The sequence below is a fragment of the Actinospica acidithermotolerans genome (genome assembly GCF_018139625.1).
Taxonomy (GTDB): domain Bacteria; phylum Actinomycetota; class Actinomycetes; order Streptomycetales; family Catenulisporaceae; genus Actinospica; species Actinospica acidithermotolerans.
This window is the reverse complement of sequence record NZ_JAGSOH010000006.1, coordinates 1-23,142: the sequence shown is the minus strand read 5'-3', so window position 1 is coordinate 23,142 and position 23,142 is coordinate 1. Positions and strand designations below refer to the sequence as shown.

At 68.1% G+C, this 23,142-nt stretch carries 18 protein-coding genes and 1 pseudogene; 10 read left to right on the top strand and 9 right to left on the bottom strand.

Annotated features, from left to right (window positions below; all coding sequences use genetic code 11):
* Positions 1 to 68: 68 nt before the first annotated feature.
* Positions 69 to 1,541, bottom strand: coding sequence for an aldehyde dehydrogenase (locus tag KDK95_RS04060; RefSeq protein WP_212516621.1), 1,473 nt, complete (start codon positions 1,539 to 1,541; stop codon positions 69 to 71).
* A 172-nt stretch (positions 1,542 to 1,713) separates the two neighbouring features.
* On the opposite strand from KDK95_RS04060, the gene KDK95_RS04055 reads away from it, so the two are divergent.
* The 5 genes from KDK95_RS04055 (at position 1,714) to KDK95_RS04035 (ending at position 9,308) form a co-directional block, all read left to right on the top strand.
* Positions 1,714 to 2,595, top strand: coding sequence for an SAM-dependent methyltransferase (locus tag KDK95_RS04055; protein ID WP_212516620.1), 882 nt, complete (start codon positions 1,714 to 1,716; stop codon positions 2,593 to 2,595).
* A 125-nt stretch (positions 2,596 to 2,720) separates the two neighbouring features.
* The gene (gene dnaE / locus KDK95_RS04050; RefSeq protein WP_212516619.1) at positions 2,721 to 6,275 is read left to right on the top strand and encodes a DNA polymerase III subunit alpha; all 3,555 of its coding nucleotides are present in this window, start codon (positions 2,721 to 2,723) and stop codon (positions 6,273 to 6,275) included.
* Between the two features lie 91 nt (positions 6,276 to 6,366).
* Complete coding sequence (locus KDK95_RS04045; RefSeq protein ID WP_249160260.1) at positions 6,367 to 7,365, top strand: GH25 family lysozyme; 999 nt, start codon at positions 6,367 to 6,369, stop codon at positions 7,363 to 7,365.
* 131 nt (positions 7,366 to 7,496) lie between these two features.
* Positions 7,497 to 8,825: an SAM-dependent methyltransferase gene (locus KDK95_RS04040; protein ID WP_212516618.1), complete on the top strand. Its 1,329-nt coding sequence runs from the start codon at positions 7,497 to 7,499 to the stop codon at positions 8,823 to 8,825.
* A 27-nt stretch (positions 8,826 to 8,852) separates the two neighbouring features.
* The gene (locus KDK95_RS04035; RefSeq protein ID WP_212516617.1) at positions 8,853 to 9,308 is read left to right on the top strand and encodes a hypothetical protein; all 456 of its coding nucleotides are present in this window, start codon (positions 8,853 to 8,855) and stop codon (positions 9,306 to 9,308) included.
* Here KDK95_RS04035 and KDK95_RS04030 read toward each other — a convergent pair.
* The 5 genes from KDK95_RS04030 to KDK95_RS04010 form a co-directional block, all read right to left on the bottom strand.
* Positions 9,221 to 9,646, bottom strand: a complete 426-nt coding sequence (locus KDK95_RS04030; RefSeq protein ID WP_212516616.1) for a hypothetical protein — start codon at positions 9,644 to 9,646, stop codon at positions 9,221 to 9,223. The genes KDK95_RS04035 and KDK95_RS04030 overlap by 88 nt on opposite strands.
* A gap of 54 nt (positions 9,647 to 9,700) precedes the next feature.
* Positions 9,701 to 10,876, bottom strand: a complete 1,176-nt coding sequence (locus KDK95_RS04025; protein ID WP_212516615.1) for an alpha/beta hydrolase — start codon at positions 10,874 to 10,876, stop codon at positions 9,701 to 9,703.
* 249 nt (positions 10,877 to 11,125) lie between these two features.
* A complete protein-coding gene (gene gad / locus KDK95_RS04020) occupies positions 11,126 to 12,553 on the bottom strand; it encodes a glutamate decarboxylase (protein ID WP_372463255.1) in 1,428 nt (475 codons plus the stop codon).
* 182 nt (positions 12,554 to 12,735) lie between these two features.
* Positions 12,736 to 13,728, bottom strand: coding sequence for a hypothetical protein (locus KDK95_RS04015; protein ID WP_212516614.1), 993 nt, complete (start codon positions 13,726 to 13,728; stop codon positions 12,736 to 12,738).
* Positions 13,725 to 14,318 carry a SigE family RNA polymerase sigma factor gene (locus tag KDK95_RS04010; RefSeq protein WP_307844140.1) on the bottom strand — a complete coding sequence of 198 codons (594 nt, stop codon included), beginning with the start codon at positions 14,316 to 14,318 and terminating at the stop codon, positions 13,725 to 13,727. Before KDK95_RS04010 ends, KDK95_RS04015 begins: the two co-directional genes overlap by 4 nt.
* Positions 14,319 to 14,452: 134 nt before the next feature.
* On the opposite strand from KDK95_RS04010, the gene KDK95_RS04005 reads away from it, so the two are divergent.
* Positions 14,453 to 15,013, top strand: a complete 561-nt coding sequence (locus tag KDK95_RS04005) for a 3'-5' exonuclease (protein ID WP_212516613.1) — start codon at positions 14,453 to 14,455, stop codon at positions 15,011 to 15,013.
* Between the two features lie 215 nt (positions 15,014 to 15,228).
* Complete coding sequence (locus tag KDK95_RS04000; RefSeq protein WP_212516612.1) at positions 15,229 to 15,690, top strand: hypothetical protein; 462 nt, start codon at positions 15,229 to 15,231, stop codon at positions 15,688 to 15,690.
* 157 nt (positions 15,691 to 15,847) lie between these two features.
* Here the strand turns inward: KDK95_RS04000 and KDK95_RS38090 are convergent, their stop codons facing one another.
* On the bottom strand, positions 15,848 to 16,072 hold the full coding sequence (locus KDK95_RS38090; RefSeq protein WP_372463260.1) for a hypothetical protein: 225 nt from the start codon (positions 16,070 to 16,072) through the stop codon (positions 15,848 to 15,850).
* On the opposite strand from KDK95_RS38090, the pseudogene KDK95_RS03995 reads away from it, so the two are divergent.
* Positions 15,969 to 17,012 (top strand): annotated as a pseudogene (locus KDK95_RS03995) (IS256 family transposase). The gene KDK95_RS38090 and the pseudogene KDK95_RS03995 overlap by 104 nt on opposite strands.
* 807 nt (positions 17,013 to 17,819) lie before the next feature.
* Here the strand turns inward: KDK95_RS03995 and KDK95_RS03990 are convergent.
* Complete coding sequence (locus KDK95_RS03990) at positions 17,820 to 18,149, bottom strand: hypothetical protein (protein ID WP_212516611.1); 330 nt, start codon at positions 18,147 to 18,149, stop codon at positions 17,820 to 17,822.
* 302 nt (positions 18,150 to 18,451) lie between these two features.
* Here KDK95_RS03990 and KDK95_RS03985 point away from each other — a divergent pair, with 302 nt between their 5' ends.
* Positions 18,452 to 19,258: a transposase family protein gene (locus KDK95_RS03985; RefSeq protein ID WP_212516610.1), complete on the top strand. Its 807-nt coding sequence runs from the start codon at positions 18,452 to 18,454 to the stop codon at positions 19,256 to 19,258.
* A 144-nt stretch (positions 19,259 to 19,402) separates the two neighbouring features.
* Here the strand turns inward: KDK95_RS03985 and KDK95_RS03980 are convergent, their stop codons facing one another.
* Entirely contained in the window at positions 19,403 to 20,812 is a 1,410-nt protein-coding gene (locus tag KDK95_RS03980) for a hypothetical protein (protein WP_212516609.1), read from the bottom strand.
* Between the two features lie 805 nt (positions 20,813 to 21,617).
* On the opposite strand from KDK95_RS03980, the gene KDK95_RS03975 reads away from it, so the two are divergent.
* Entirely contained in the window at positions 21,618 to 23,084 is a 1,467-nt protein-coding gene (locus KDK95_RS03975; RefSeq protein ID WP_249160280.1) for an NF041680 family putative transposase, read from the top strand.
* Positions 23,085 to 23,142 lie beyond the last annotated feature (58 nt).

The following is a 23,142-nucleotide window of genomic DNA, read 5'->3' as shown; positions in this document are numbered from 1 at the left end:
CGGCGGGCGCGCGCGGCGGCCCGGGAGCGCGCTCCCGGGCCGCCGCCTTTTCCGGCCGGCGCCCGACCTCAGATCGGGAAGTGGGCGTGGCCGGTCACCTGGGCCGTGACCCAGCGGATGTCGGTGAACGCCTCGGCGCCCGCCTGGCCGCCGAACCTGCCGTATCCGGACTCCTTGACGCCGCCGAACGGAGCCTGCGGCTCGTCCGCGATCGACTGGTCGTTGACGTGCACGATCCCGGTGCGCAGCCGCGCCGCCACCGCCAGGCCGCGGGCCAGGTTCTCGGTGATCACGCCGGCGGTCAGCCCCTGGAGGGTGTCGTTGGCGAGCGCGATCGCCTCCTCGACCGAGTCGACCGGGTGGATGACCGTGGCCGGGCCGAAGATCTCCTCGGCGTAGATGCGCATGTCCGGGGTCACCCCGGTGAGCACCGTCGGCCGGATGAGCGTGCCCGGCTCCTCGATCTCGCCGGTGCCGGCGGCCAGCCCGGCGCCCTTGGCGACCGCGTCGGCGATCAGGCCGCTGACCCGCTTCGCCGCGCCCTCGTTGATGACCGGGCCGATCGCGACGCCCGCGGAGCTCGGGTCGCCGCAGGGCAGCTCGTTCACCCGCTTGGCGAAGCGCTCGGTGAACGCCTCGGCGAGCGAGCGGTGCACGATCACCCGGTCCACGCACATGCAGATCTGCCCGGCGTTGAAGAAGGCGCCGAACACGGCCGCGTCCACCGCGTAGTCCAGGTCGGCGTCGTCGAGCACGATCAGCGGGTTCTTCCCGCCGAGCTCGAGCACCGCGGGCTTGAGGAAGCGGGCCGCGATCACCCCGATCCGGCGGCCGACCTCGGTGGAGCCGGTGAAGTTCACCATCCGCACCCGCGGGTCGCCGATCAGCGCCTCGACCACCTCGGCCGCGTCGGCGCGGTCGTTGGTGACGACGTTGAGCACGCCGGGCGGCAGCCCGGCCTCGTGCAGGACGTCGGAGATGAGCAGGCCGCAGGCGATCGGCGCGTCCTCGCTCGGCTTGAGCACCACCGTGTTGCCCATGGCCAGCGGCAGCGCCACCGCGCGCACGCCGAGGATGACCGGCGCGTTCCACGGCGAGATCGCGGCGACCACGCCCTTGGGCACCCGCTGCTGTACCGAGAAGACCCCCTCGGAGTTGGTCGCGAGCACCTGGCCGACCGGCTGGGTGGTGGCGGCCGCGGCCTCGCGGAGCATGTCCGCGGCGAGCGCGGCGTTGAAGCCGGCCCACGGCGCGACCCCGCCGACCTCGTTCGCCATCAGGGCGATGATCTCGGGCGTGCGTTCGGCGAGCAGGTCGGCCGCGCGCAGCAGGATGGCGCGGCGCTCGGCGGGCTTGGTCGCCGACCAGGTTTCGAAGGCCTCGGCCGCGGCGCCCACGGCGCGCTCGACGTCCGCCGCGGAGCCCGCCGCGACCTCGGCGTACGCCGCGCCGGTCCACGGGTTGACGGTTGCTGTGCTGCGGCCGGAGGCGGCGGGGGCCTCGGTGCCGGCGATGACTAATCCTCTGCTGACGGCTACCACGACCGCACCGTAAGTTGACCGGCGGAGCCGAGTCAATGGCTGCGCGTTCGTTCGCTGAACTTTTTTTCATCCGAACGGGGTGCGGCGTTCCTGGGACAGCGGGGCCGCCGCCGCCGTATCCTGCGGAGGAGGTCGCCGGGCGGTCGCGCGGCCGGAAGGGGGACGGTCCGGCATGAGTGGCGATAAGCCGCCGGGCGGTGCGCTGCCGCCCTGGGATCTGTCGCTGGGCCGCGGCTGGCAGCCGCCGGATCCGCCCGCCGAGATGCCGCATCCGCTGCGGATGTGGGACTACATGGTCGGCGGCAAGGACAACTTCCAGGTCGACCGGGACGCCGCCGAACTCGCCATGCGCCACGCGCCGAACGTGCTGCTCGCCGCGCGGGCCGGCGAGGCCTTCATCGTGCGGGCGCTGCAGTGGATCGCCGAGCCCGGACACGGCCTGGACCAGTTCCTGCACCTCGGCTGCTACATACCGAAGCTGAGCAGCCCGAGCGTGACCGGCCTGGCGCGGGCGAGCCGTCCGGGCAGCCGCTTCGTGTTCGTCACCGACGACCAGGTCAGCGCGGCGCACGCGCGGGCGGTGCTGGGCGCGCGGGCCCGCGGGTTCGGGCAGGTGCACGCGCTGTGGGCCGAGTTCCGCGACCCGGGCCCGGTGCTGGCGAACCCGTGGCTGCACGCGCGGCTCGACCTGTCGCGGCCGGTCGGCCTGATCCTGCTCGGGATGCTGGACTTCATCGCCGACGAGGACCGGCTCGCCCGGGCCCTGGCCGAGCTGAAGGGCGCGCTGGCACCGGGCAGCCTCGTCGTGATGCTGCACCTGCTGGAGGGCTCGGACCCGACGAACACCGAGCGGGCGCTGAAGGAGTCCCTGGCCGGCAACCCCTTCCAGTACACGCCGCGTCCGCTGGAGGCGGTCCGCGGCCTGCTCTCCGACTTCGAGTTCGTAGAACCGGGCTTCGTGCGCTGCACCGCCTGGCGCCCGGACGGCACCGGCCCCGGCCCGGAGCTCGAGGACCGCTGCGCGGTCGCGGGCGGCGTCGCGATCATCCGCTGAGCCCTTCACGTTTCTGTCGGGGGCCTGTCATAGAGTTGGACCGACCTTGGCCGCCGACCCGCGAAGGACGCAGCGCCGGACTTTGTCCGACCCGTCCAACGCCCTCAGGAATGGAGGGCCGGACTTTGTCCGACTCGTTCGTCCACCTGCACGTTCACAGCGAGTACTCGATGCTCGACGGTGCCGCCAAGGTCGGCAAGATGCTCGCCGAGGTGGAGCGGCAGGGGATGCCCGCGATCGCGATGAGCGACCACGGCAACATGTTCGGCGCCTACGAGATGTACACCCTCGCGAAGGACACGCCGGTCAAGCCGATCCTGGGCATCGAGGCGTACGTGGCGCCGGGCAGCCGGTTCGACCGCAAGCCGGTGTTCTGGGGCCAGCGCGGCCAGAGCAACGGATCGAGCGAGGGCGAGGGCGGCAAGGACGTCTCCGGCGGCGGCCGGTACACCCACATGACGATGTGGGCGCAGAACTCCCGCGGCCTGCGGAACCTGTTCAAGCTCTCCACCCTGGCCTCGTATGAGGGCTACTACGGCAAGCCGCGGATGGACCGCGAGCTGATCGCGGAGAACGCCGAGGGCGTCATCGCGACGACCGGCTGCCCGTCCGGCGAGGTGCAGACCCGGCTGCGGCTCGGCCAGTACGACGAGGCGGTCGCGGCGGCGGGCACCTACCAGGACATCTTCGGCAAGGAGAACTACTTCCTGGAGCTGATGGAGCACGGCCTCGACATCGAGCGGGACGTGCGCGAGGACCTGCTGCGCCTCGCCAAGCAGCTGGACATCCCGCTGCTGGCCACGAATGACTCGCACTACGTCACCGAAGACCAGTCCGACGCGCACGACAGCCTGCTGTGCATCGGCGTGGGCAAGAACAAGGACGAGCCGAACCGCTTCCGGTTCCACGGCACCGGGTACTACCTCAAGACCTCCGAGCAGATGCGCGGCCTGTTCCGCGAGCTGCCCGAGTCCTGCGACAACACCCTGCTGATCGCCGAGCGGGTCGAGTCCTACCACGAGGTCTTCGACCACGTCGACCGGATGCCGGTCTTCCCGGTCCCGGAGGGCGAGACCCCGGCGAGCTACCTGCGCAAGAAGGTGGACGAGGGCCTGACCTGGCGCTACGGGGAGAACCCGCCGCAGGAGGTGCTGGACCGGGTCGCCTACGAGCTCACCATCCTCGGGCCGCTCGGCTACGACTCCTACTTCCTGGTCGTCGCGGACATCACGGCGCACGCGCGCAAGAGCGGCATCGCGGTCGGCCCGGGCCGGGGCTCCGCGGCCGGCTCGATGGTCGCCTACCTGCTCGGCATCACGGACATCGACCCGCTGCCCTACGGACTGCTGTTCGAGCGGTTCCTGAACCCGGAGCGGGTGAGCCCGCCCGACGTCGACCTCGACTTCGACGACCGCTACCGCGACCAGATGGTGCGCTACGTCGCCGAGAAGTACGGCGAGGAGTACACCGCGCAGGTCAACACCTTCGGCATGATCAAGGCGAAGGCCGCGATCAAGGACAGCTCCCGCATCCTCGGCTACCCCTTCGCCATGGGCGAGAAGATCACCAAGGCGATGCCGCCGGACGTGCTCGGCAAGTCGATGCCGCTCTACGGCGTGCTGGACGAGAAGCACCCGCGCTACACCGAGGCCGCCGAGGTCCGCGAGCTCTACAGCAGCGACCCGGACGTGAAGAAGGTCGTCGACACGGCGCTCGGCGTCGAGGGGCTGATGCGCGGCACCGGCGTGCACGCGTGCGCGGTCATCCTCTCGAAGGATCCGCTGATCGACCTGATCCCGCTGCACAAGCGGGACAAGGACGGCGTGATCATCACCGGGTTCGACTACCCGTCCTGCGAGTCCATGGGCCTGATCAAGATGGACTTCCTGGGCCTGCGGAACCTGGGCATCATCGACGACGCCCTGCGCAACATCAAGCGCAACCGCGGGATCGACCTGGACATCGACAAGATCCCGATGGACGACCAGACCACGTTCGCGATGCTGGGCCGCGGCGAGACCCTGGGCATCTTCCAGCTCGACGGCGGCGGCATGCAGGCGCTGCTGAAGCTGATGAAGCCCAACCACTTCAACGACATCTCGGCGGCCAGCGCCCTGTACCGGCCCGGCCCGATGGGCATGGAGTCGCACACCAACTACGCGCTGCGCAAGAACGGCATGCAGCCGATCACCGCGATCCACCCGGAGCTCGAGGAACCGCTCCAGGAGGTCCTCGGCGAGACCTACGGCCTGGTCGTCTACCAGGAGCAGGTGCAGCGGGCGGCGCAGGTCCTGGCGGGCTACTCGCTCGGCAAGGCCGACCTGCTGCGCCGCGCGATGGGCAAGAAGAAGAAGGAGATCCTGGACAAGGAGTTCGTGCCCTTCCAGGCGGGCTGCCGGGAGCGCGGGTACTCGGACGAGGCGATCCAGGCGGTGTGGGACGTCCTGGTCCCCTTCGCCGGCTACGCGTTCAACAAGTCGCACTCGGCCGCGTACGGCATGGTCTCCTACCGCACCGCGTACCTGAAGGCGAACTACCCGGCCGAGTACATGGCCGCGCTGCTCACCTCGGTCGGCGACAACAAGGACAAGGCGGCGCTCTACCTCGGCGAGTGCCGCAAGCTCGGCATCAAGGTGCTCTCCCCCGACGTGAACGAGAGCGTGCTCGACTTCAGCGCCGTCGGCGACGACGTGCGCTTCGGGCTCGGCGCGATCCGCAACGTCGGCGAGAACGTGGTCGCCTCGATCGTGCGCTCGCGGGAGGCCAAGGGCCGCTACGAGTCCTTCCCCGACTTCATGAACAAGGTCGAGATCGCGGTCTGCAACAAGCGCGCGATCGAGTCGCTGATCAAGGCCGGCGCCTTCGACTCGCTCGGTCACGCCAGGCGCGCCCTGATCGAGGTGCACGAGCGGGCCGTGGACGCGGTGCTCGACGTCAAGAAGCAGGAGTCGATCGGCCAGGACAGCCTGTTCGGCATGTTCGAGGAGGACTCGGGCCCGGCGGGCTCCGCCTCCGTCGGCTTCGAGGTGCCCGGCACCCCGGAGTGGTCGCAGAAGGTGAAGCTGGGCTTCGAGCGGGAGATGCTCGGCCTGTACGTCTCCAGCCACCCGCTGGACGGCGCCGAGCCGCTGCTCGCCCGCAACCGGGACACCACGATCGCGCAGCTGCTGAGCGGCGAGCGGACCGAGGGCGAGGTGCGGCTGTCCGGGATCATCTCCAAGGTGGACCGCCGGATCAACAAGAACTCCGGCGCCGCCTGGGCCATCGTCACCGTCGAGGACCTGGACGCCGCGGTCGAGGTGCTGTTCTTCCCGAAGGTCTACCCGCTGTTCCAGAACGAGCTGGTGGACGACGCGTGCGTCAGCGTGCGCGGCAGGCTCAACGAGCGGGACGGCGCGATCTCGGTCTTCGGCCAGGAGCTGATCCCGCTGGACCTGAGCACCGTCGGCAAGGACATGCCGCTGCAGCTGACGATCAACGCGCGGCAGATCAACCAGCGCTCGGTCACCGAACTCGGCCACATCCTCGCCGCGCACCCGGGCCCGCGCCCGGTGCGGCTGACCCTGCAGGAGCCGCGGTCCAAGGTGCTGTTCGACCTTCCGGCCCATCCGGTGGAGTACAGCAGCGCGCTGATCTCGGAGATCAAGACGCTGTTCGGACCGAACTGCCTCGCGGCGTGACGGCCGAAGGGCCGACGGCCGATTGGATTAATCGGACATAGGGTACGAAGACGTCTAAACACTCTGGCGTCAGCACCCTCACGAGGAACCCATGTCACCGTTGGCCCGGCTGGTCCCCCGTCAATCGCTCGCCCTCGGCGCCGCCCTGGTGACCGCGGCCGTGGCCGCGAGCCTGGCGTCGGGCGCGAGCCCCGATTCCGCCGACGCCGCCCGGGCCGGCGCGACCTCTGTCGGCGCGGCCTGGGCGCACGACCTGTCCGGCCGGCTCGTGCGGGTGACCGCGACGCACCACGACACGCCGGTGCACGCCGAGCTCATCACCCATCCGGACCAGGACGACATGGGTACCTACCGATCGTCGGGCTCTCGTTCCGCGCCGCCGTGGCCCGGCCCGGCGACGCCCTCGAGCCTGGTGGCTCCGACGCTGCCCGCGCCGACTCCGACGACCGCGATGATCCCGCCCTCGCCGGTGCGCGGCATCGATGTGAGCGGGTATCAGCGATCGATCGACTGGGCGTCGGTCGCCCCGCACGTCAGCTTCGTCTACGCGAAGGCGACCGAGGGCAAGTACTACGTGAACCCGCAGTTCACCAACGAGTACAACGGCCCTTACGACCACGGCCTCATCCGCGGTTCTTATCACTTCGCCATTCCGAGCAACTCCGGCGGCACCGTGCAGGCCGACTACTTCATCGCGCACGGCGGCGGCTGGTCTCCGGACGGCAAGACCCTGCCTGGCGCCCTGGACATCGAGTACAACCCGTACGGGCCCGAATGCTACGGGCTCTCGGCAAGCCAGATGGTGAACTGGATCAGGGACTTCACCACCGAGTACGCGGCGCGCGAGCACGCGTTCCCGGTCATCTACAGCTCGACCGAATGGTGGAAGACGTGCACCGGCGACGCCACCGCCTTCGCGGCGGACGACCCCTTCTGGGTCGCCAACTACGCCCGGACCGGCGGGAAGCTGCCGAGCGGCTGGCCGTACTACTCCTTCTGGCAGTACTCCGACAGCGGCAGCCAGCCCGGCGACCAGGACGTCTTCAACGGCGCTTACGGCCAGCTGCAGACCCTGGCCGGCAACGGCTGAGCCGACAGCGGTCGAATGCGGGTTCTCGTCGCCGAATGTTCACCCGCGAGGGCGGAATGTGCTGCGTCGCCTCGTGGTTTTGCCAAGAATGGGGGTACCCGAGGTTCTCTGAGGAGAAGGGAACGCTGACCATGACGACGGACAACCGGCAAGTCGCGCAAGCCGCGGCGCCGGACTCGGCCCAGGAGCGCTGGCCGGGTGTGTTCACCGAGCCGCGCACCCGGCTGCGCGGCGCGGTCGCGGCGCGCGTGATCAAGCACGTGCTGCGCGACCTGCCGGTTCGCCTCCGGCTTCCGGACGGCACCGTGCTGGGTGCCGGCGGGCCGCAGGACCCGGAGATGGTCGTGCACAGTCCTGAGCGCTTCTACCGGCGGATCGGCGCCAGCGGGCTGATCGGCTTCGGCGAGTCGTACCAGGCGGGCGAGTGGGACTCCGACGATCTCGCGCGCCTGCTGTGCGTCTTCGCGGCGAACGTCGAGACGCTGGTCCCGGCGCCGTTGCAGCATCTGCGCAGGCTGCACGTCGTGCGGCGGCCGCGCAGCGAGAACCGGACCGCCGGCGAGGCGCAGGACAACATCGCGCGGCACTACGACCTCTCCAACGAGATGTTCGCCCTCTTCCTCGATCCCACGATGACGTACTCCTCGGCCCTGTTCGAGCGCGAGCCAGTTCAGGACCCTGAGCAGCTGACCACCGCCCCTCGGCACGACCTCGCGCTGCCCGACATGCGCGACGGGGCGGCGGGCGTGCAGCAGCTCGAGCTCGCCCAGCGGCGCAAGATCGACCGGCTGCTGGACCTCACCGGCGTCGGCAACGGCTCGAAGGTCCTGGAGATCGGCAGCGGCTGGGGCGAGCTGGCCACGCGGGCCGCGCACCGCGGGGCGCAGGTGCGCACGATCACGCTGTCCGAGCGTCAGCTCGAATACACCGCGCAGCGGGCCCGGCGCGAGGGCATCGCGGACCGCGTGCAGGTCGAACTGCGGGACTACCGCGACACGGACGGTAAGTACGATGCCGTATTGAGTGTCGAGATGATCGAGGCCGTAGGCCGCGAGCACTGGCCGCAGTACTTCAGCGCCCTGGCGAACCTGCTCGCCCCCGGCGGCATGGTCGGCCTCCAGGCGATCACGATGCCGCACGAGCGGATGCGGGCGACCTCGCGCACGCAGACCTGGATCACCAAGTACATCTTCCCCGGCGGCATGATCCCCTCGATGACCGCCATCCGCCACAACGCCGGGCGCTTCGGCCTTCAGGTTCGCGACGACCTGTCCTTCGGCACCCACTACGCCCGCACCCTCGCACTGTGGGGCGAGCGCCTGCTCGCCAACGCCGGGCGTCTCGGCGCGCTCGGCTTCGACGAGACCTTCCGGCGTACCTGGCGGCTGTACCTCGCTTACTCAGAGGCCGGATTCGCCTCCGGCTATCTGGACGTGCACCAGCTCGTGTTGGGAGAATGACCCCCGTAGCCATACGAAGGGGGCATCATGGCTCGCCGGGGCGGAATTCTCGTTCTCCTGGTCGGCGGCGGCAGCGCGCTCGCGCTGCTGCTGGCCGGCTGTTCGTCGACCGCGCTGTCCGACTCGAAGCCGGTGGCGGCGACGTCGGCGACCGCGGCGGCGGTCAGCACGGGCGGCACCTCCAGCGGCGACGGCGCCGACCCGGGCTGCACCGCCGCGCTGCGGGACGTCGGCAAGTACGGGCCGTCGACGGTGAAGCTGCTCGCCGAGGGCCGTGAGGCGGTCAACACCGCGGTCGTCCGGCTGCTCGTCGACGGCCTCGACGGGGCTGCCGACGCGGCGAACTCGCCGCGGGTGAAGCAGGCGATCGAGACGCTGGCCACGGCGTACGACGACTACTTCGACCTGTCCACGGACGCCGTCGCCATCCCGCTCTCGACGCTGCTCAAGGACTCCGTGGACTTGGAGTCCGTCTGCCGGTAGGCGCCGGACGCGCACTGCGGCGGCAGATCCGCGACGGGGACGCCCCGCGGGAGGCTGCCGCCCATGCACGCGCCCTGGTGCGCGAACTGGCCCGTCGGCGGGTTCACGTCGGCGAACAGGTCGCTGACGCTCACGATCAGCCCGCCGTACGCGATGTTCACCGAGACGAGGATCGCGACCGCCGTCGAGAGGTAGCCGGCGAGCAGCAGCCCCACGCGGGACAGCACCCTGACGGGTCTCGGGCCGTGGACGCGGTTCCACAGCATCAGCACCGCGAGGGTCGCGATGATCGCCGCGACGCAGCTCCAGTACTGCAGAGCGGGGTCTGTCAGCAGCATGCCGCCTCCTCGATCGCACCGGTCGGACTGTGACTGGTTCGGGCCGGGCCGGGCTCACGGAGTCGGGCCGGCCAGGCGCTGGGAGAGCCAGGTGAAGGCGGTGGGCAGCATCTTCTCCCAGGCGCTCTGATTGTGGCCGCCGCCCAGCGGCGCGACGAAGGACTGCACGTCGGTCGCCCTGGCCAGCGGGTTCGCCTTCGCCGCGGAGATCATCCGAGCCGCTTGCGAGGCGGGGTCGACCCGGTCCTGGGCGCTGGCCGTCATCAGCAGGCTGACGGCCGGGGTGCGGGTGTGCCCGATCAGCCAGAGCGGGCTGTCGGCGCGGTCGAGCACCGGGTCCTCGGACAGCTCCAGCGACTCCGGCACGTAGTACCCGGACAGCGACACGGCCGCGCGGTACCGGTCGGGATGCTGCAGCACGAGCTTCGCGGCGCAGAAGCCGCCGGTCGAGTAGCCCATCAGGCCCCAGGCGTCGGCCGCGGGCTCGGCCCGGAAGCCGTCGACGACCATGGAGCGCACGTCGCGGGTCAGCCACGTGTCCACGTCGGCGTCGCCGGGGACGTCGCTGCACTCCTCGTTGTTCCACGGCCAGGTGTGGCCGGGCACCGGCGTCAGGTCGGGCACGACCAGGATGTACGGGTGCACCTTGCCCGAGCGCTCGGCCGCCTCGAGGTGCGCGACGACGTTCATCGGACCGGTCCAGCCCTCCGGCGAGCCGGCGACGCCGTGCAGCAGTTCGATGACCGGGAAGTAGGTGTGCGGCTGCTCGGCGTACTGCGGTGGGGTCCAGACGTACACCTTCGACGTGATGCCCGAGGCCGGCCCGTGCAGCGTCGTCTCCTGGAAGTCGTCGTCCGAGGGCCGGAAGCCGGTGCGCACGAGGCCGGCCGTGACCGCGGTCGCGGATCCCCGCTGCCGCATCGCCGCCACGCTCTGCGGCACCGGGTGCAGCTGGATCGCGCCCTGCTGCCCGGCGAAGACGCCGCCGCGCGTGCTCTGATTGCCCAGCAGATCCTGCCAGGACACGACGAGCCCGCCGCTGGAGATGTTGACCCACACGAGGATCGCCAGCGCGGCCATCAGCTCGCCGAACACCAGCAGCCCGGCCCGCTGCAGCACCCGCAGCACGCGCGGTCCCCGCATCCGGTTCCACAGCAGCCAGGTGGCGAGCGCCGCGAGAACCGCCAGGGCGATCGTGGTGATCTGCAGGGATCCGCTGATCGGTGACACGCCAGGAGGCTAAGCCGGGGGGAATCAGAAGTGGTTGATATTGAGGGTGTGTCCCCGAATTCACCCGGATTCCAGCCGGTTCGGCCTACTGATCGGATTATCGCGATGCGTCGGATCATTGAGATGCGTCGGATCATCGCGATGCGCGGACAGCAACGCGGCGCAGGCCGCCAGGGGTCTGCGCCGCGCGCTTGCCGGTCCGCCGGTTCACCGGCTCACCGGCTCACCGGCTCACCGGCTCACCGGCTCTCAATGGTGGAAGCCCTCCTTGGCCTCCACGCCGAACTCCTTGGCCGGGGCGGGCTGGTTGCGCAACTCGGGCAGCAGCCGGCTGAGGTCGGCGAGCAGCAGGTCGGCGAGGTCGTGCGAGAAGCCGTTGCGGACCACGACGCGCAGCACGGCCAGGTCCTCGCGGTTCTTCGGGAAGGTGTAGGCCGGCACCTGCCAGCCGCGCTCGCGCAGCCGGCGCGAGACGTCGAAGACGTCGTAGTTGCGCACCTCGTCCTTCGTGGTGAACGCGAAGACCGGCAACTGCTCGCCGCGGGTGAGCAGACGGAAGTCGCCGAGCTTCTCGACGCCGTCCGCCACGTACTTGGCCACGTCGCGCGCGGACTGCTGGACGCGGCGGAAGCCCTCGCGGCCGAGCCGCAGGAACGTGTAGTACTGGGCGACGACCTGGGCGCCGGGCCGGGAGAAGTTGAGCGCGAAGGTCGGCATCTCGCCGCCGAGGTAGTTGACCTTGAAGACGAGCTCCTCGGGCAGCGCCTCGGCGTCGCGCCAGAGCGCCCAGCCGACGCCCGGGTAGACGAGTCCGTACTTGTGCCCGGAGGTGTTGATCGACTGCACCCGCGGCTGGCGGAAGTCCCAGAGCAGATCGGGGTCCAGGAACGGCGCGATCATGCCGCCGGAGGCGCCGTCGACGTGGATCGGGATGTCGAGGCCGGTGCGCTCCTGCAGGTCGTCGAGGGCCTTGGCGACGTCCCAGACCGGCTCGTAGCTGCCGTCCATCGTCGAGCCCATGATCACCACGACGCCGATGGTGTTCTCGTCGCACAGGGCCGCCGCCTCCTCGGGGCCGAGCGTGAACCGCTCCCCCTCCATCGGCACGTACCGCGGCTCGACCTCCCAGAACTCGCAGAACTTCTCCCAGCAGACCTGCACGTTGATGCCCATGACCAGGTTGGGCCGCGCGCCCGCCTTGTAGCGTTCCGGGTTCTTTTTCATCCAGCGCCGCTTCATGGCGAGGCCGCCCAGCATGCACGCCTCGCTGGAGCCGGTGGTCGAGCAGCCGACGGCGCCGTGCGGGTCCGGCGCGTTCCACAGGTCGGCCAGGATCGCCACGCAGCGCTTCTCGAGCTCGGCCGTCTGCGGGTACTCGTCCTTGTCGATCATGTTCTTCTCGGCGCACTCGGCCATCAGCAGCGCGGCCTGCGGCTCCATCCAGGTGGTGACGAACGTCGCCAGGTTCAGCCGGGCGTTGCCGTCCAGCATCAGCTCGTCGTGGATGAGCCGGTACGCGGTGTCCGCCGGGATCGGGCCGTCGCCGACCCGGAACATCGGCGGGTTCGTCGCCATCGCGCCCGCCGGGTCCACCCCGGCCGCCACCAGCAGCGGGTTGACCGGCACCGTGCGATGCGGCTCGCGATGCCGGCGCCCCGGCGCGTCGTGCACCGGCAGCCCGCGCACCTGGGGCGAGTGCAGACCCGTCTCCTTCGATCCTGATCCGTGCAGCTCGGCCATCGCGAGCCCCTTCCGTTCGGCGTCTTGGAGCAGAGCAGTCGGCTCACCAGCCTTTCACCGCCCCGCCGACTGTGCCACCGACGCGGCGGGAAACGCGCTGCGGCGATAGGCCGGCCGGATCACCCCGTCCGGACGAACGTCTCGGGACCGTAGCTGCCGTAGACCGTGAGCTCGTCGCTGGTCTGCGGGTTCTGCTCGATCAGGAACACGCCGCACGGCGCGGTCTTGGCGCCGCCGTTCGCGCAGTAGATCTCCGCGCGGATGCCGGTCGGGTATTCCATGTCTATCGCGCCCGTTCCGGTGTACTGCTTGCCCGCGTTCACGTACGCGGTGAACGAGACGGAGCCGTCCGCGCCCACGACAAGGGTCCGGTTCTCGCCGTCCATGCTCTTCCAGGTTCCGGAGGGGATCTGAAACATCGCGGGGAAGGTCGCGCCGTAGGCGAACAGGCTCTGCCGCGCGTACGTCTCCAGGTACGCGCCGCTGCTCTTGTTCGACGGCACGGTCACGACGAGCTCGGTCCCCTTCGACGCGACGGCGACCGACAGGCCGCTGGTGACGCCGAAGTTGTCGCACGTCACGTCCGTGAGCAGGTCCTTCGAGGTCGGCACGCCCGCTAGGACGGCCGGGGTGGCCGCAGCGGCCGAGTCGGCGGCGAGCAGCCGGCCGTAGCAGAGCGGGAAGCTCCCGGCCGTACTCAGCGCGACGACGCCGTCCGAGAAGACCATCAGATAACCGTCCTGCGCGAGGCCGGTCTTCCAGATGCTCATGTCGTCGCTGCTGGTGAACGCGTACGCGCCGCCGCTCGTCGACGTGCTCGCCGAGGGCGCGGCGCTCGCGGGCGAACCGGCCGGGACCGGCGCCGCGCTCGCGCCGTCCATCGGGCGGGCGGCCGTGGCGTCCGTGCGCGTGTGATGATTCACCGCGGCCCACGCGCCGCCGGTGCCGCCGATCAGCACGAGCACCAGCGCGGAGGCGGCCATCCTGCGGTGCACGACGCGTTCCCTGGCGCGACGCCGGATCGCGTCGGTGCCGGGCAGCGCGACGGCGGAGGCGGCCGCGTCGGCCAGCTCCTCGAGCATGGAGCCGAAGCTCTCCGGCATGGTGGTCACCACTCCCCTACGACGTCGGTGCCGGAGCGGCGCGGCGCCTCGGCGCCGACCTCGGCGAACTCGGATACCAGCGGGGCCAGGGCCTTGCGGCCGCGGTTGAGATGGGACTTGACGGTGCCCTCGGGCGAGCCGGTCTCCCCGGCTATCTCGGCGACGGTGAGGCCGACGAGGTGGTGCAGCACGATCGCACGGCGCTGCTCCGGGGAGATCTTCCGCAGCGCGGACACCAGCGTCAGGTGGTCGGGACTGAGCCCCGGCAGCTCCGGCGAGGCGGCCGCGCGATGGTGCGCCACCCGCCGGTTGACCGCCTTGCGCCATGCCGAGATCGACAGCCGGTAGGCGACCGTGCGGATCCACGCCTCGGGATCGCCGTACCTGCGCACCTCGCCCCACCGCTGCCAGGCCCGCGCGAACGCCTCCTGCACCGAGTCCTCCGCCTCGGCCAGATTCCCGGTCATCGCATAGATCTGCCCCACGATGCGCCGGAAGCCGGCCGTGTAGAACTCGTCGAAGTCGAGTTCGTCCGGCAACGCCACCTCCCAGTTTCCGTCCGCGCCGCACACCCCCGCGGGCCCGGCTGCCGAATACACGCGCGATCCCCGGCCCGGGTTGCGCCCGCCCGGAAGGAATCCTTACCGAGCGGGACCCCGACCGCGAAATCCAGCGGCACCACCGCCCCCGTCTCCGTCTCCGTCTCCGCCCCCGCCTCCGTACGATGACACCCATGGACGACGCGACGCGCTACCTCAACGTCGTGGACGTCGAGGCCACCTGCTGGAGCGAAGAACCGCCGCGCGGCATGGCCAGCGAGATCATCGAGGTGGGCCTCACCGTCGTCGACCTCGAAGCCGGCACCCGCGTAGCCAAGCACTCCATACTCGTGCGCCCCCAGCATTCCACCGTCAGCAAGTTCTGCACCGAACTCACGAGCCTGACCCCGGCCCAAGTCGCCAAGGGCATCGGCTTCGCCGAAGCCTGCAAGCTGCTGGCCGTCGTCCACGCCTCAGGCATCCGCCGCTGGGCAAGCTGGGGCGACTACGACCGCAAGCAGTTCGAGCGCCAGTGCCAGGCCACGAACACCCCGTACCCCTTCGGCGCAAGCCACGTGAACGCCAAGGCCGTGTTCACCGAAGCCTACGGCCTCCGCAAGCGACCCGGCATGGCCACCGCCCTCGAAATCGCCGCCCTGCCCCTCGAAGGCCGCCACCACCGAGGCGCCGACGACGCCTGGAACATCGCCGCACTGGTGCTGAACCTGAGATCGCGCGGTCGGTGGCCGGGGTGACGCAAGACCCCACGGATGGGAAAATTCCCTCATCGCGTGTGGAGGCAGGGAGCTCATATTCGGTTGCCGCCATCGCATGCGGCAGCGTGCTCGCGTGATCCACTCACCGCCACCTACCGTGATTGACCGCCGCTACCGATCCGTACGGGCACGCGGCTCCGTACGGGCACGCGGCGGCCAGGATTCCGCTTGACCAGAACGTGCAGGATAGCTGCGTGACTGCCTTCGCCATCCCGTCCAGAGCGACCGGCTTCCGCGGTTCCTCGACAACGCCCCTGCCGCTCGTCGACCTCAAGCTCGTGCGAGCTGCATGGCGATCCGTTGCATGGCTCACCGGAGGCCGCGTCGGCGAACTCGACGAGCAGCGCTATCCTGCAACGTTCCATACCGCGATGATCGTCCATCGCGATGGGCGGCACGTAATGCTCTTGCACGCGCACTACCCCTACCTCGCGTTCGCCTCAGGCTTCAGCGATTGGTACACCACGGAATTCATCGACCCGCCCGGGTTGGCTGAGCAGTACGTGCACGCGGGCTTCACGACGCTGACCGCCACCGTCCTGCTTGCGCCGCTAGCCGAAGCAGACACGTCAGCGATCTCCGCAGATGAGTGGCAGCAGATTCGGTACTGGCAACCTCCGACCGTGGGAGCAGCGCTCTTCAACAAATGGGACTAACCACTGCCTTGCGAGAGCCGTACAGACCTCCTTGTAGGCATCAACTGCCAGTGCCTGGTCGTCTCCGCCGCTGGTCAAGCACCGCTCCTGTCGGTTGCGTCCAGGGACGTGGTGTACGGAGTAGCTCTGATGGGCGTATCTCCGATACGTGAGACGGTCACCGGGCGATCCTTCGAGATGGATTGAAGATCTTGAAGGAGGAACACGCGGTGACCGTCCTATCCAGTGTGCCCGCAGGTGAGGAGTTCGAGCGGCAACTCGCCGCGGCCGATCCGGACATGTTGCGGTTGATGGTGAAGTCGTTCGCCGAGGCGTTGATGTCGGCGGAGGCCGACGCGGCCTGCGGCGCCGGATACGGGCAGGTCAGTCCGGAGCGGACCAACTCGAGGAACGGCTACCGGATGCGTGGCCGGGACACGCGGGTGGGCAGCATCGAACTGGCGATCCCGAAGCTGAGGTCGGGCGCGTACTTCCCGGACTGGCTGCTCGAACGCAGGCGCCGGGCGGAGCAGGCGCTGATGAGCGTGGTGGCCACCGCCTACCTGCTCGGGGTCTCCACCCGGCGGGTCGAGCGCCCGGCGGCCGAGCTCGGGGTGACGCAGCTGTCGAAATCGCAGGTCTCGGCGATGGCAGCGCACCTGGATGAGCAGGTGCGTGCGTTTCGCGAACGGCCCCTTGAACCCCGGGATCGACGTGGCCTCGGCCGAGGACGGCGCCGGCTGGCTGGCGTTCCTGCGCTCGCTCACGGCCCGGGGACTGTCCGGTGTGCAGTTGGTGATCTCGGATGCGCACCGCGGCCTGGTCGAGGCGGTCGGCGCCGCGCTTCCCGGCTCTGCCAGGCAGAGGTGCCGGGCGCACTACGCCCGCGACCTGGCGAACCAGGTCCCGAAGTCCGCCCAGCCGTGGGTCGCGACCCTGCTGCGCACCGTCTTCGAGCAACCCGACGCCGAGGCCGTGCACGCCCAGGCCCAGCAGGTCATCAACACGTTGGAGAGCAAGTTTCCCAAGGCAGCAGCCCACCTCGACGAGGCGAGAGCGGACCTGCTGACGTTCACCGCGTTCCCGCACGAGATCTGGCGCAGATCTGGTCGAACAACCCCCAGGAGCGGCTGAACAAGGAGATCCGCCGACGCACCGACGTGGTCGGCATCTTCCCCGACCGAGCGTCCCTGATCCGCCTGGTCGGCGCCGTCCTGGCCGAACAGAACGACGAATGGGCCGAAGGCAGACGCTACATGGGACTGGAGATCCTCGCTAAACTCCGGCGCACAGGCCACCAGGCACCCGAGCCGAGCACCGAACCGGCCGCCCTGATCGCCTAACGAACAACAGGATCACCCGGTGGCCGTTCATACACCACCACCGCGGACGTGACCCTCGTGTCAGTGGTTGCCGTCTGCTGTCAGCGCGCTTTCGCTGACTCCCTGCCGACTACACACACTGCTTTTTCACTGACCCTCGCCGATCCCCTACCATCGTGCATCGCTACGCTTATTGCTGGATGTGAAGCCTGGGGGACCAATGAAGAAGCCGAGCCGCATGGCATATGTGGGCATAGTGGGATGTTTGTGCGCTGTCGGCGGCGGCACCGCACTCATTGCGGGTCTCGCCTCCTCAGCTTCAGCCCACCGCACTGCTGTCGCCCACGCCAGCGGTTCGACTCGGTCGGTCTCCGCAACTCTCCCAAGCGTTGTGGTGACCACGCCGTCGCCGTCTGCGTCCCCAACGCTCTCGCCCGCCCCATCACCGTCCGCGCGGAAATCGACGGTTACGGCAGCGGCGACCCGGGCAACTGTGGCTCCCACAACTCACCACGCGTCGACCACGCCAACTCACATCCCCACGCTTGCGCCCATAGTTTTGTCCACCGTCTCCCCACGCACGCCGACGCCCTCACTCCCTCTTGCTCCGTCGATCGGCAGTTGAAGTGCGTCCACATGTAGCAACGGGTCGGCGCGCGCCAGAATCCCGTAGCGACCACCTGTTTACAAGATCCGAAGTAGTGGGCACGCCTCGCGCACGTCGCGCTGACCTGCGGCCCCGTGGCCCGCTCGCCGCCACTGACCGTGATTGACCGCAACTACCGCTCATTACGGGCACGCGACGGGCACGCGCTCACCGTCCCCGGTCTACTGTGGATCGTCTGTGTTCCATGGGTAATCGAACTCGTCTGGGCGAAGGTGCCAGTTCAGCACGACGCTCGTTAGCTCCGCGTGGCTGGCGACCGCTGCGCTGCGCACCAGGACGGCACCGACGTCATAGTCCCATCCCTCAACCTGGTCAGCGTCGTACTCCCAGAGCTCCAGGCGAAACGCGCCCACCTGTCCGCCGGATGTGACGGCGACGAACGCGCGACGGCCGGCCTGGGAAGCAGGGACCTCGGCCACCAAACGCTGCCCCCGCTGAAGCGCAGTCAGCTTGTCTTGCGGCCAGTGCCGAGCGGTCTCGCCCGTAGGCACGATCCCTCCCTTAATCCACGCGCATCGATTGCGGCCATGATGCTACGGACCTAAACGACCGACAACTGTCTTGTAAGAGCCGCATGGGCCTCCCCGGCTCTGTCGGCGCCTCCCGGCTGGTTCGTTCCCTTCCTTGCAGGTCAGCTGCCATACGTTATCGTCTGTTGTCAGCTGCTGTCGGGCGTATTGATGACTTCTCGCTGACTGAGCCTTTCCGATCGTCACCGGATCGGGGGACGTGACGGCCGAGGCTCCTCGCTTGTTGTTCGTCTGCCAAGAAGAACGCAAGCCGAGGAGCCTCGATGGTCACCTATGTTGCCCGACTGAACGTCGACCCGGACGTGGTTTCCGCCATCGAGAATCTGGTTGCCACTCGAAGGAGTGAGATCGGCTCGCCGTGGCGGGCGCTGACCTCGTTCGATCAGGCCGTGCTCTACCTGGTGTGGATCCGCCACGATTTCACCTTCGCCGAGCTCGGCGCGCATTTCGGCGTCTCGACCGATCGCGCCTGGGCGTACGCGACCGAGACCGCCGAGGTCCTCGCGGACAAGGCGCCGGATCTGGCGCAGGGCCTGAGCGAGGCCGGGCCGGAGCGACACGCGGTGCTCGACGGCACGCTGATCGCCACCGACCGCTGCTCGTCCGCCCCGGCCGGATCCGCCGGAGATAATCAGGATCCGTACTACTCCGGGAAGCACCACCGGCACGGCGTCAACGTCCAGGGCGTGATCGGACTGGACGGTGAGCTGCTGTTTCTGGGCGAGGCACGGTGCGGATCGACCCATGACACCGCGGCTGCCCGCGCCGACGGCATCATCGAGGCCGCGCACGCAGCGGACGTTGAGCTGGTCGCCGACCTCGGCTACCACGGCGTCGGCGGGACGGTGCGCACTCCGGTCAAGCGCAAGCCCGGACGCGGCATCTCGCCACGCGACCAGCGCGCCAACCGCGAGCACGCCCGCGTGCGCTGCCGAGGCGAACGCGGCTTCGCCCAGCTCAAGGTGTTCAAAGTGCTCCGCCGCGTACGCATCAGCCCGTGCCGGATCACCACGCTCGCCCGCTCGATCCACACCGTCATCAGGCTACGAGCATCACCTGCCCGAGTGTAGATCGGAAAGGCTCACTACACGCGTTGGCGTAGACTCGCCTCGGTAAGGTGGTCCGCACAGTGAAGGGGACCAGAGGTGCGGATTGGGGCCCAGCCGAGCCGGGACCGCCCGGTTTCTCGGCTTGCGGACTAGCCTTGATGGGCCTCATTGGCCTGGAAGCCCTGAGACCGGCAGTTCAGCATAATTACTTTGAGAATACTCCAGGCCATACCGACTGATCCAGGAGTTCCCATCCTTGTCGGTGGGTTCTTTTGTTCCTTCCGGCGATTGGGCGACAGTCAACTTTTCATATGGCTGATCCCCGAGGACGAACCAGAGGTAAAGGTTCTCGGAAGGTCGTGTCTCTCGGAGGAGTTCGGTTCCCGGGTTGATGCTGTAATCATATCGGATAGACTCGACAGTAGCATCATTTCCCGTTACCCACGATGGAGCCCCCGTCGAGATGGCTGGGGGCTTAGAATTGAGTGTTTGAATTGTCACTCGATCTTTTCGCGCTACAGTGAAGTATGCTGCGGCTTGGAGATCTTCATATGGGGCAGCTTTAGGCACTTCCGCCACCTCGTCGTCCTCATAGCTTTGTCCTGGATTGAGCCACAATCCACTAGCGCCATATAGGGGAAATCCAAACTCGATCAACTCGTTGGATTCAGAATGATAATAGCTGCGGTAGGGGATGCTATTTTTTGCCGATTGCTCATATTCTGAATACTTGTCCTCGCCCGGTGCGTTTGGTTTAATCACTTCCCCATCTACCTCGTAGAGGCCGTTAACGACCCAGAGGCTGGAGCTGCCGTCATTCTTGAGCGAAATGTGGATTGGAATGACCGTGCCTCCGCCTGCACGTGGTACTGGGTTGCCAAATTTCACAGACGCCACAGGCGTTTCCGCTGTTGCGCTCGCATTGGGTACATAGATCTGCGTGTATGCGAAGTTCGCCAGGGCAACGACGCCTGCTGCGGCGAGTCCCAGTTTCAGCGAAAATCCAGCGTTGATATCGAGCAACGCATTATAGTTTGTGATAGTGAAGAAAAGTGCAAAGAACGCCCATAGTGTCAAAACTGGCCAAACATAGATAAAGTCCGTCAGGCCTAGCCCCATCAGTTGGACTACTAGCATCATCGCGTCTGCAATGATTGCTGCTGAGATCCCGAATAGAAGGCATGCGGCCAGTATTGAGGCGCTTTTCGGCTTCAACTGATCTGATTCTCCAGAATCTGCGTTCAGCGGCGTTGCGGACTTTTCAACTCTGGAGGCTTTGACATCGTGTACACGCTCGACAACGACGAGATTGGCATGCTCGTCGTTAGCGCTGCCCTGCAATGCGGATACTCTTTCGCGACGATTCTGCTTCGTGAAGTAACTCCAGCTCGCCGCTGCTCCCACGAGCATTAGCAGTGCAGCAATGCTCATTAACGCTCCGGTTAGTACGCCAAAAAAGGTCAGCGCACGGACGGCATCTTGAAGGCCAATTTTTCCGATAAAATACGTTGATGCTAGTAATCCCGCCGCCGTCCAGGTTGCAGTTAGAATCTCTCGCCTGCCGCGATTGCTCATGATTTGAATTGTATCCGACGAGGTTGCTCGGCGGCGGTTTACTACTTGATGAAACGGGCTTCCTTTTCGGCCACCTGGCCCAATTGGCTGATTGACTTACTATGGCCGAGGCTCTGGCGGCTGGCGAGGGTGTGACAATCTTTCGCCGATCGGCAGCTCAACTTGACGGCCTTCGCCTACATTCCTTTGTACGTGGATCTCTCGGCGCTCAGCGCGGTCACTTCTCGTCGACGAAGGCATCAGAACGCACTTTGCCGTCAACCGAGACTGATCTGAGCAGCTCGCACAAGATTTCGGCGCTCGCTGAGCGCTCCTTGCGGCGGGCCGCATCCACATAGTGGGGCTGCTCGGATCTTCCCCTCAGTCGGCATACTCTGTTCTGCCGGGCGGTGGTCGGCCCGTCAAGGCGCTTTCCCTTGACGGGTTGGCCGGCGTCTGGCTGCCCTCCGGGTGACGACCGAGGGGAAGATCCGAGCAGCCCCGCCACCACCCCGCAAACCGCAGCCTGCCCCGTGAAGCTTCCCTGAGGGAGGCCCCGCCGGAGGCATCTCCCTTTCCTGTGCAGGTCCATCGCTCCGTTGGTCGCCGACGCGGCACGGGCCGAGACGACGGGGCGCAGACAGGAGCGATCGGCTCGGGCAGCGGCGGGCAGCGCGCCGGAACGGCGCGCCTTGACTTGAGATTTAACCCCATCAAGATTGTCTTGTGTCGAAGTCTGGCGTTCGTCTGACAGCGGGCACGGCCACCTGGGACTCTTCGATTCTTACCTAAAGACTCGAAGATTGCAGGTGACCGTGTGGCTTTCATGGTGCCATGCCCGGGCGGGCAGGTTCAGGGGAACGGTACTGGAGGCGGCCCGTGGCTGGCCGCGTTGGCCGGGTTCCGTGAGCGCGTGTATGGGTGCTTGCGCAGGCGTGCGGATTGTCTGTTCGAGCTCGTTGACGCGGTGCTCTGCACGCAGGGCCGGGTCGAGTCTCTTGTCGAGTTGTCGGCGCAGTCGAGGTTCCGGCGCGGGCACGGGGCGTTATACGACGCGGTGGCCTGCGGTGAGATCGATATCGAGCAACTGGCCGGAGTCATCACCAGTTCATGGAAGCCGAGCGATGACGGGCCACTGAAATTCGTGATCGACGTATCGGCGTGGCATCGGCCGTACGCGGAGTGCTCCGCGCAACGGCATCACTGCAACACCTCCTGCGCCTGCGGCAACCGGTCGGGTACCGTGGCCGGCTGGCCGTACTCGATGTGCGCCGGGCTGGAATGGGGCCGCTCCTCGTGGTCCGCGCCGCTCGACGCCCGGCGCCTTGACCTGGCCGATGACGCCACCGAGGTAACCGCCGCCCAGGTCGCGGACGTGATCGCGCGGTGCGCGAGCGCCGGACTGTTGCGGGGGCGGCCCGCGCCCTTGTTCGTCGTCGACTCCGGCTACGACTTGACCCGGCTGACCTATCTGACCGGCCAGGCGGGCATGAACTTGCAGGTTCTCGGGCGCATCCGCTGCAACCGGGTCTACTACGGCGATCCGGGGCCGCGGTCCGCCGAGACGATGGGGCGCCCGGCCAAACACGGCGAGCGCTTCGATATCGCCGACCCGGCCACCTGGCACGGCCCTGACCAGCGCATCGAGCGTGCATCGGCGCGGTACGGGCGGGTGACGGTCTCGGCATGGCACGGTCTGCACCAGAAACTCGGCCGCCAGGCCGCCTGGCTGGATCACCCCGGTGAACTGCCGAACGTAGCCGGCACCGTCATCCGCATCCAGGTCGAGCACCTGCCCGGCGACCGCGATCCCGGGGACCTGTGGCTGTGGCACCACGCCCCAAACGGCACGAGCTTCGACCTGGACCTGCTGTGGATGGCCTACCTCAGAAGATTCGATATCGAGCACACGTTCCGGTTTTTCAAGCAGTCTCTCGGCTGGACCAGCCCGCAGATCGCCACGCCCGCGCAGGGCGACCGCTGGACCTGGCTGATCCTGATCGCCTACACCCAACTGCGCCAGGCCCGAGAGCTCGGGACCGAGCTGCGCCGGCCCTGGCAGCGCCCGCTGCGGCCCGACAAGTTACCGACACCCGGTCAGGTCCGACGGGATTTCCCACCCTGGCCCGGAAAATCGGCACTCCCGCCGGAAAGCCGAAACCCTCCACCCCAGGCCCAGGCCGCCCGAAAGGCACCACGCGACCTCCCGGACCCGCCACCCCGCCGGCAAGAACACCGTCAAACCGGACAAGAAGAAGCGGGGACAAGCACGCCCACGATCATGATCGGTTAAATCTCAAGCTTGATCCTTGTAGAGAAAGTCCTGGCCCATCCCATCAACTCCGCCCTTC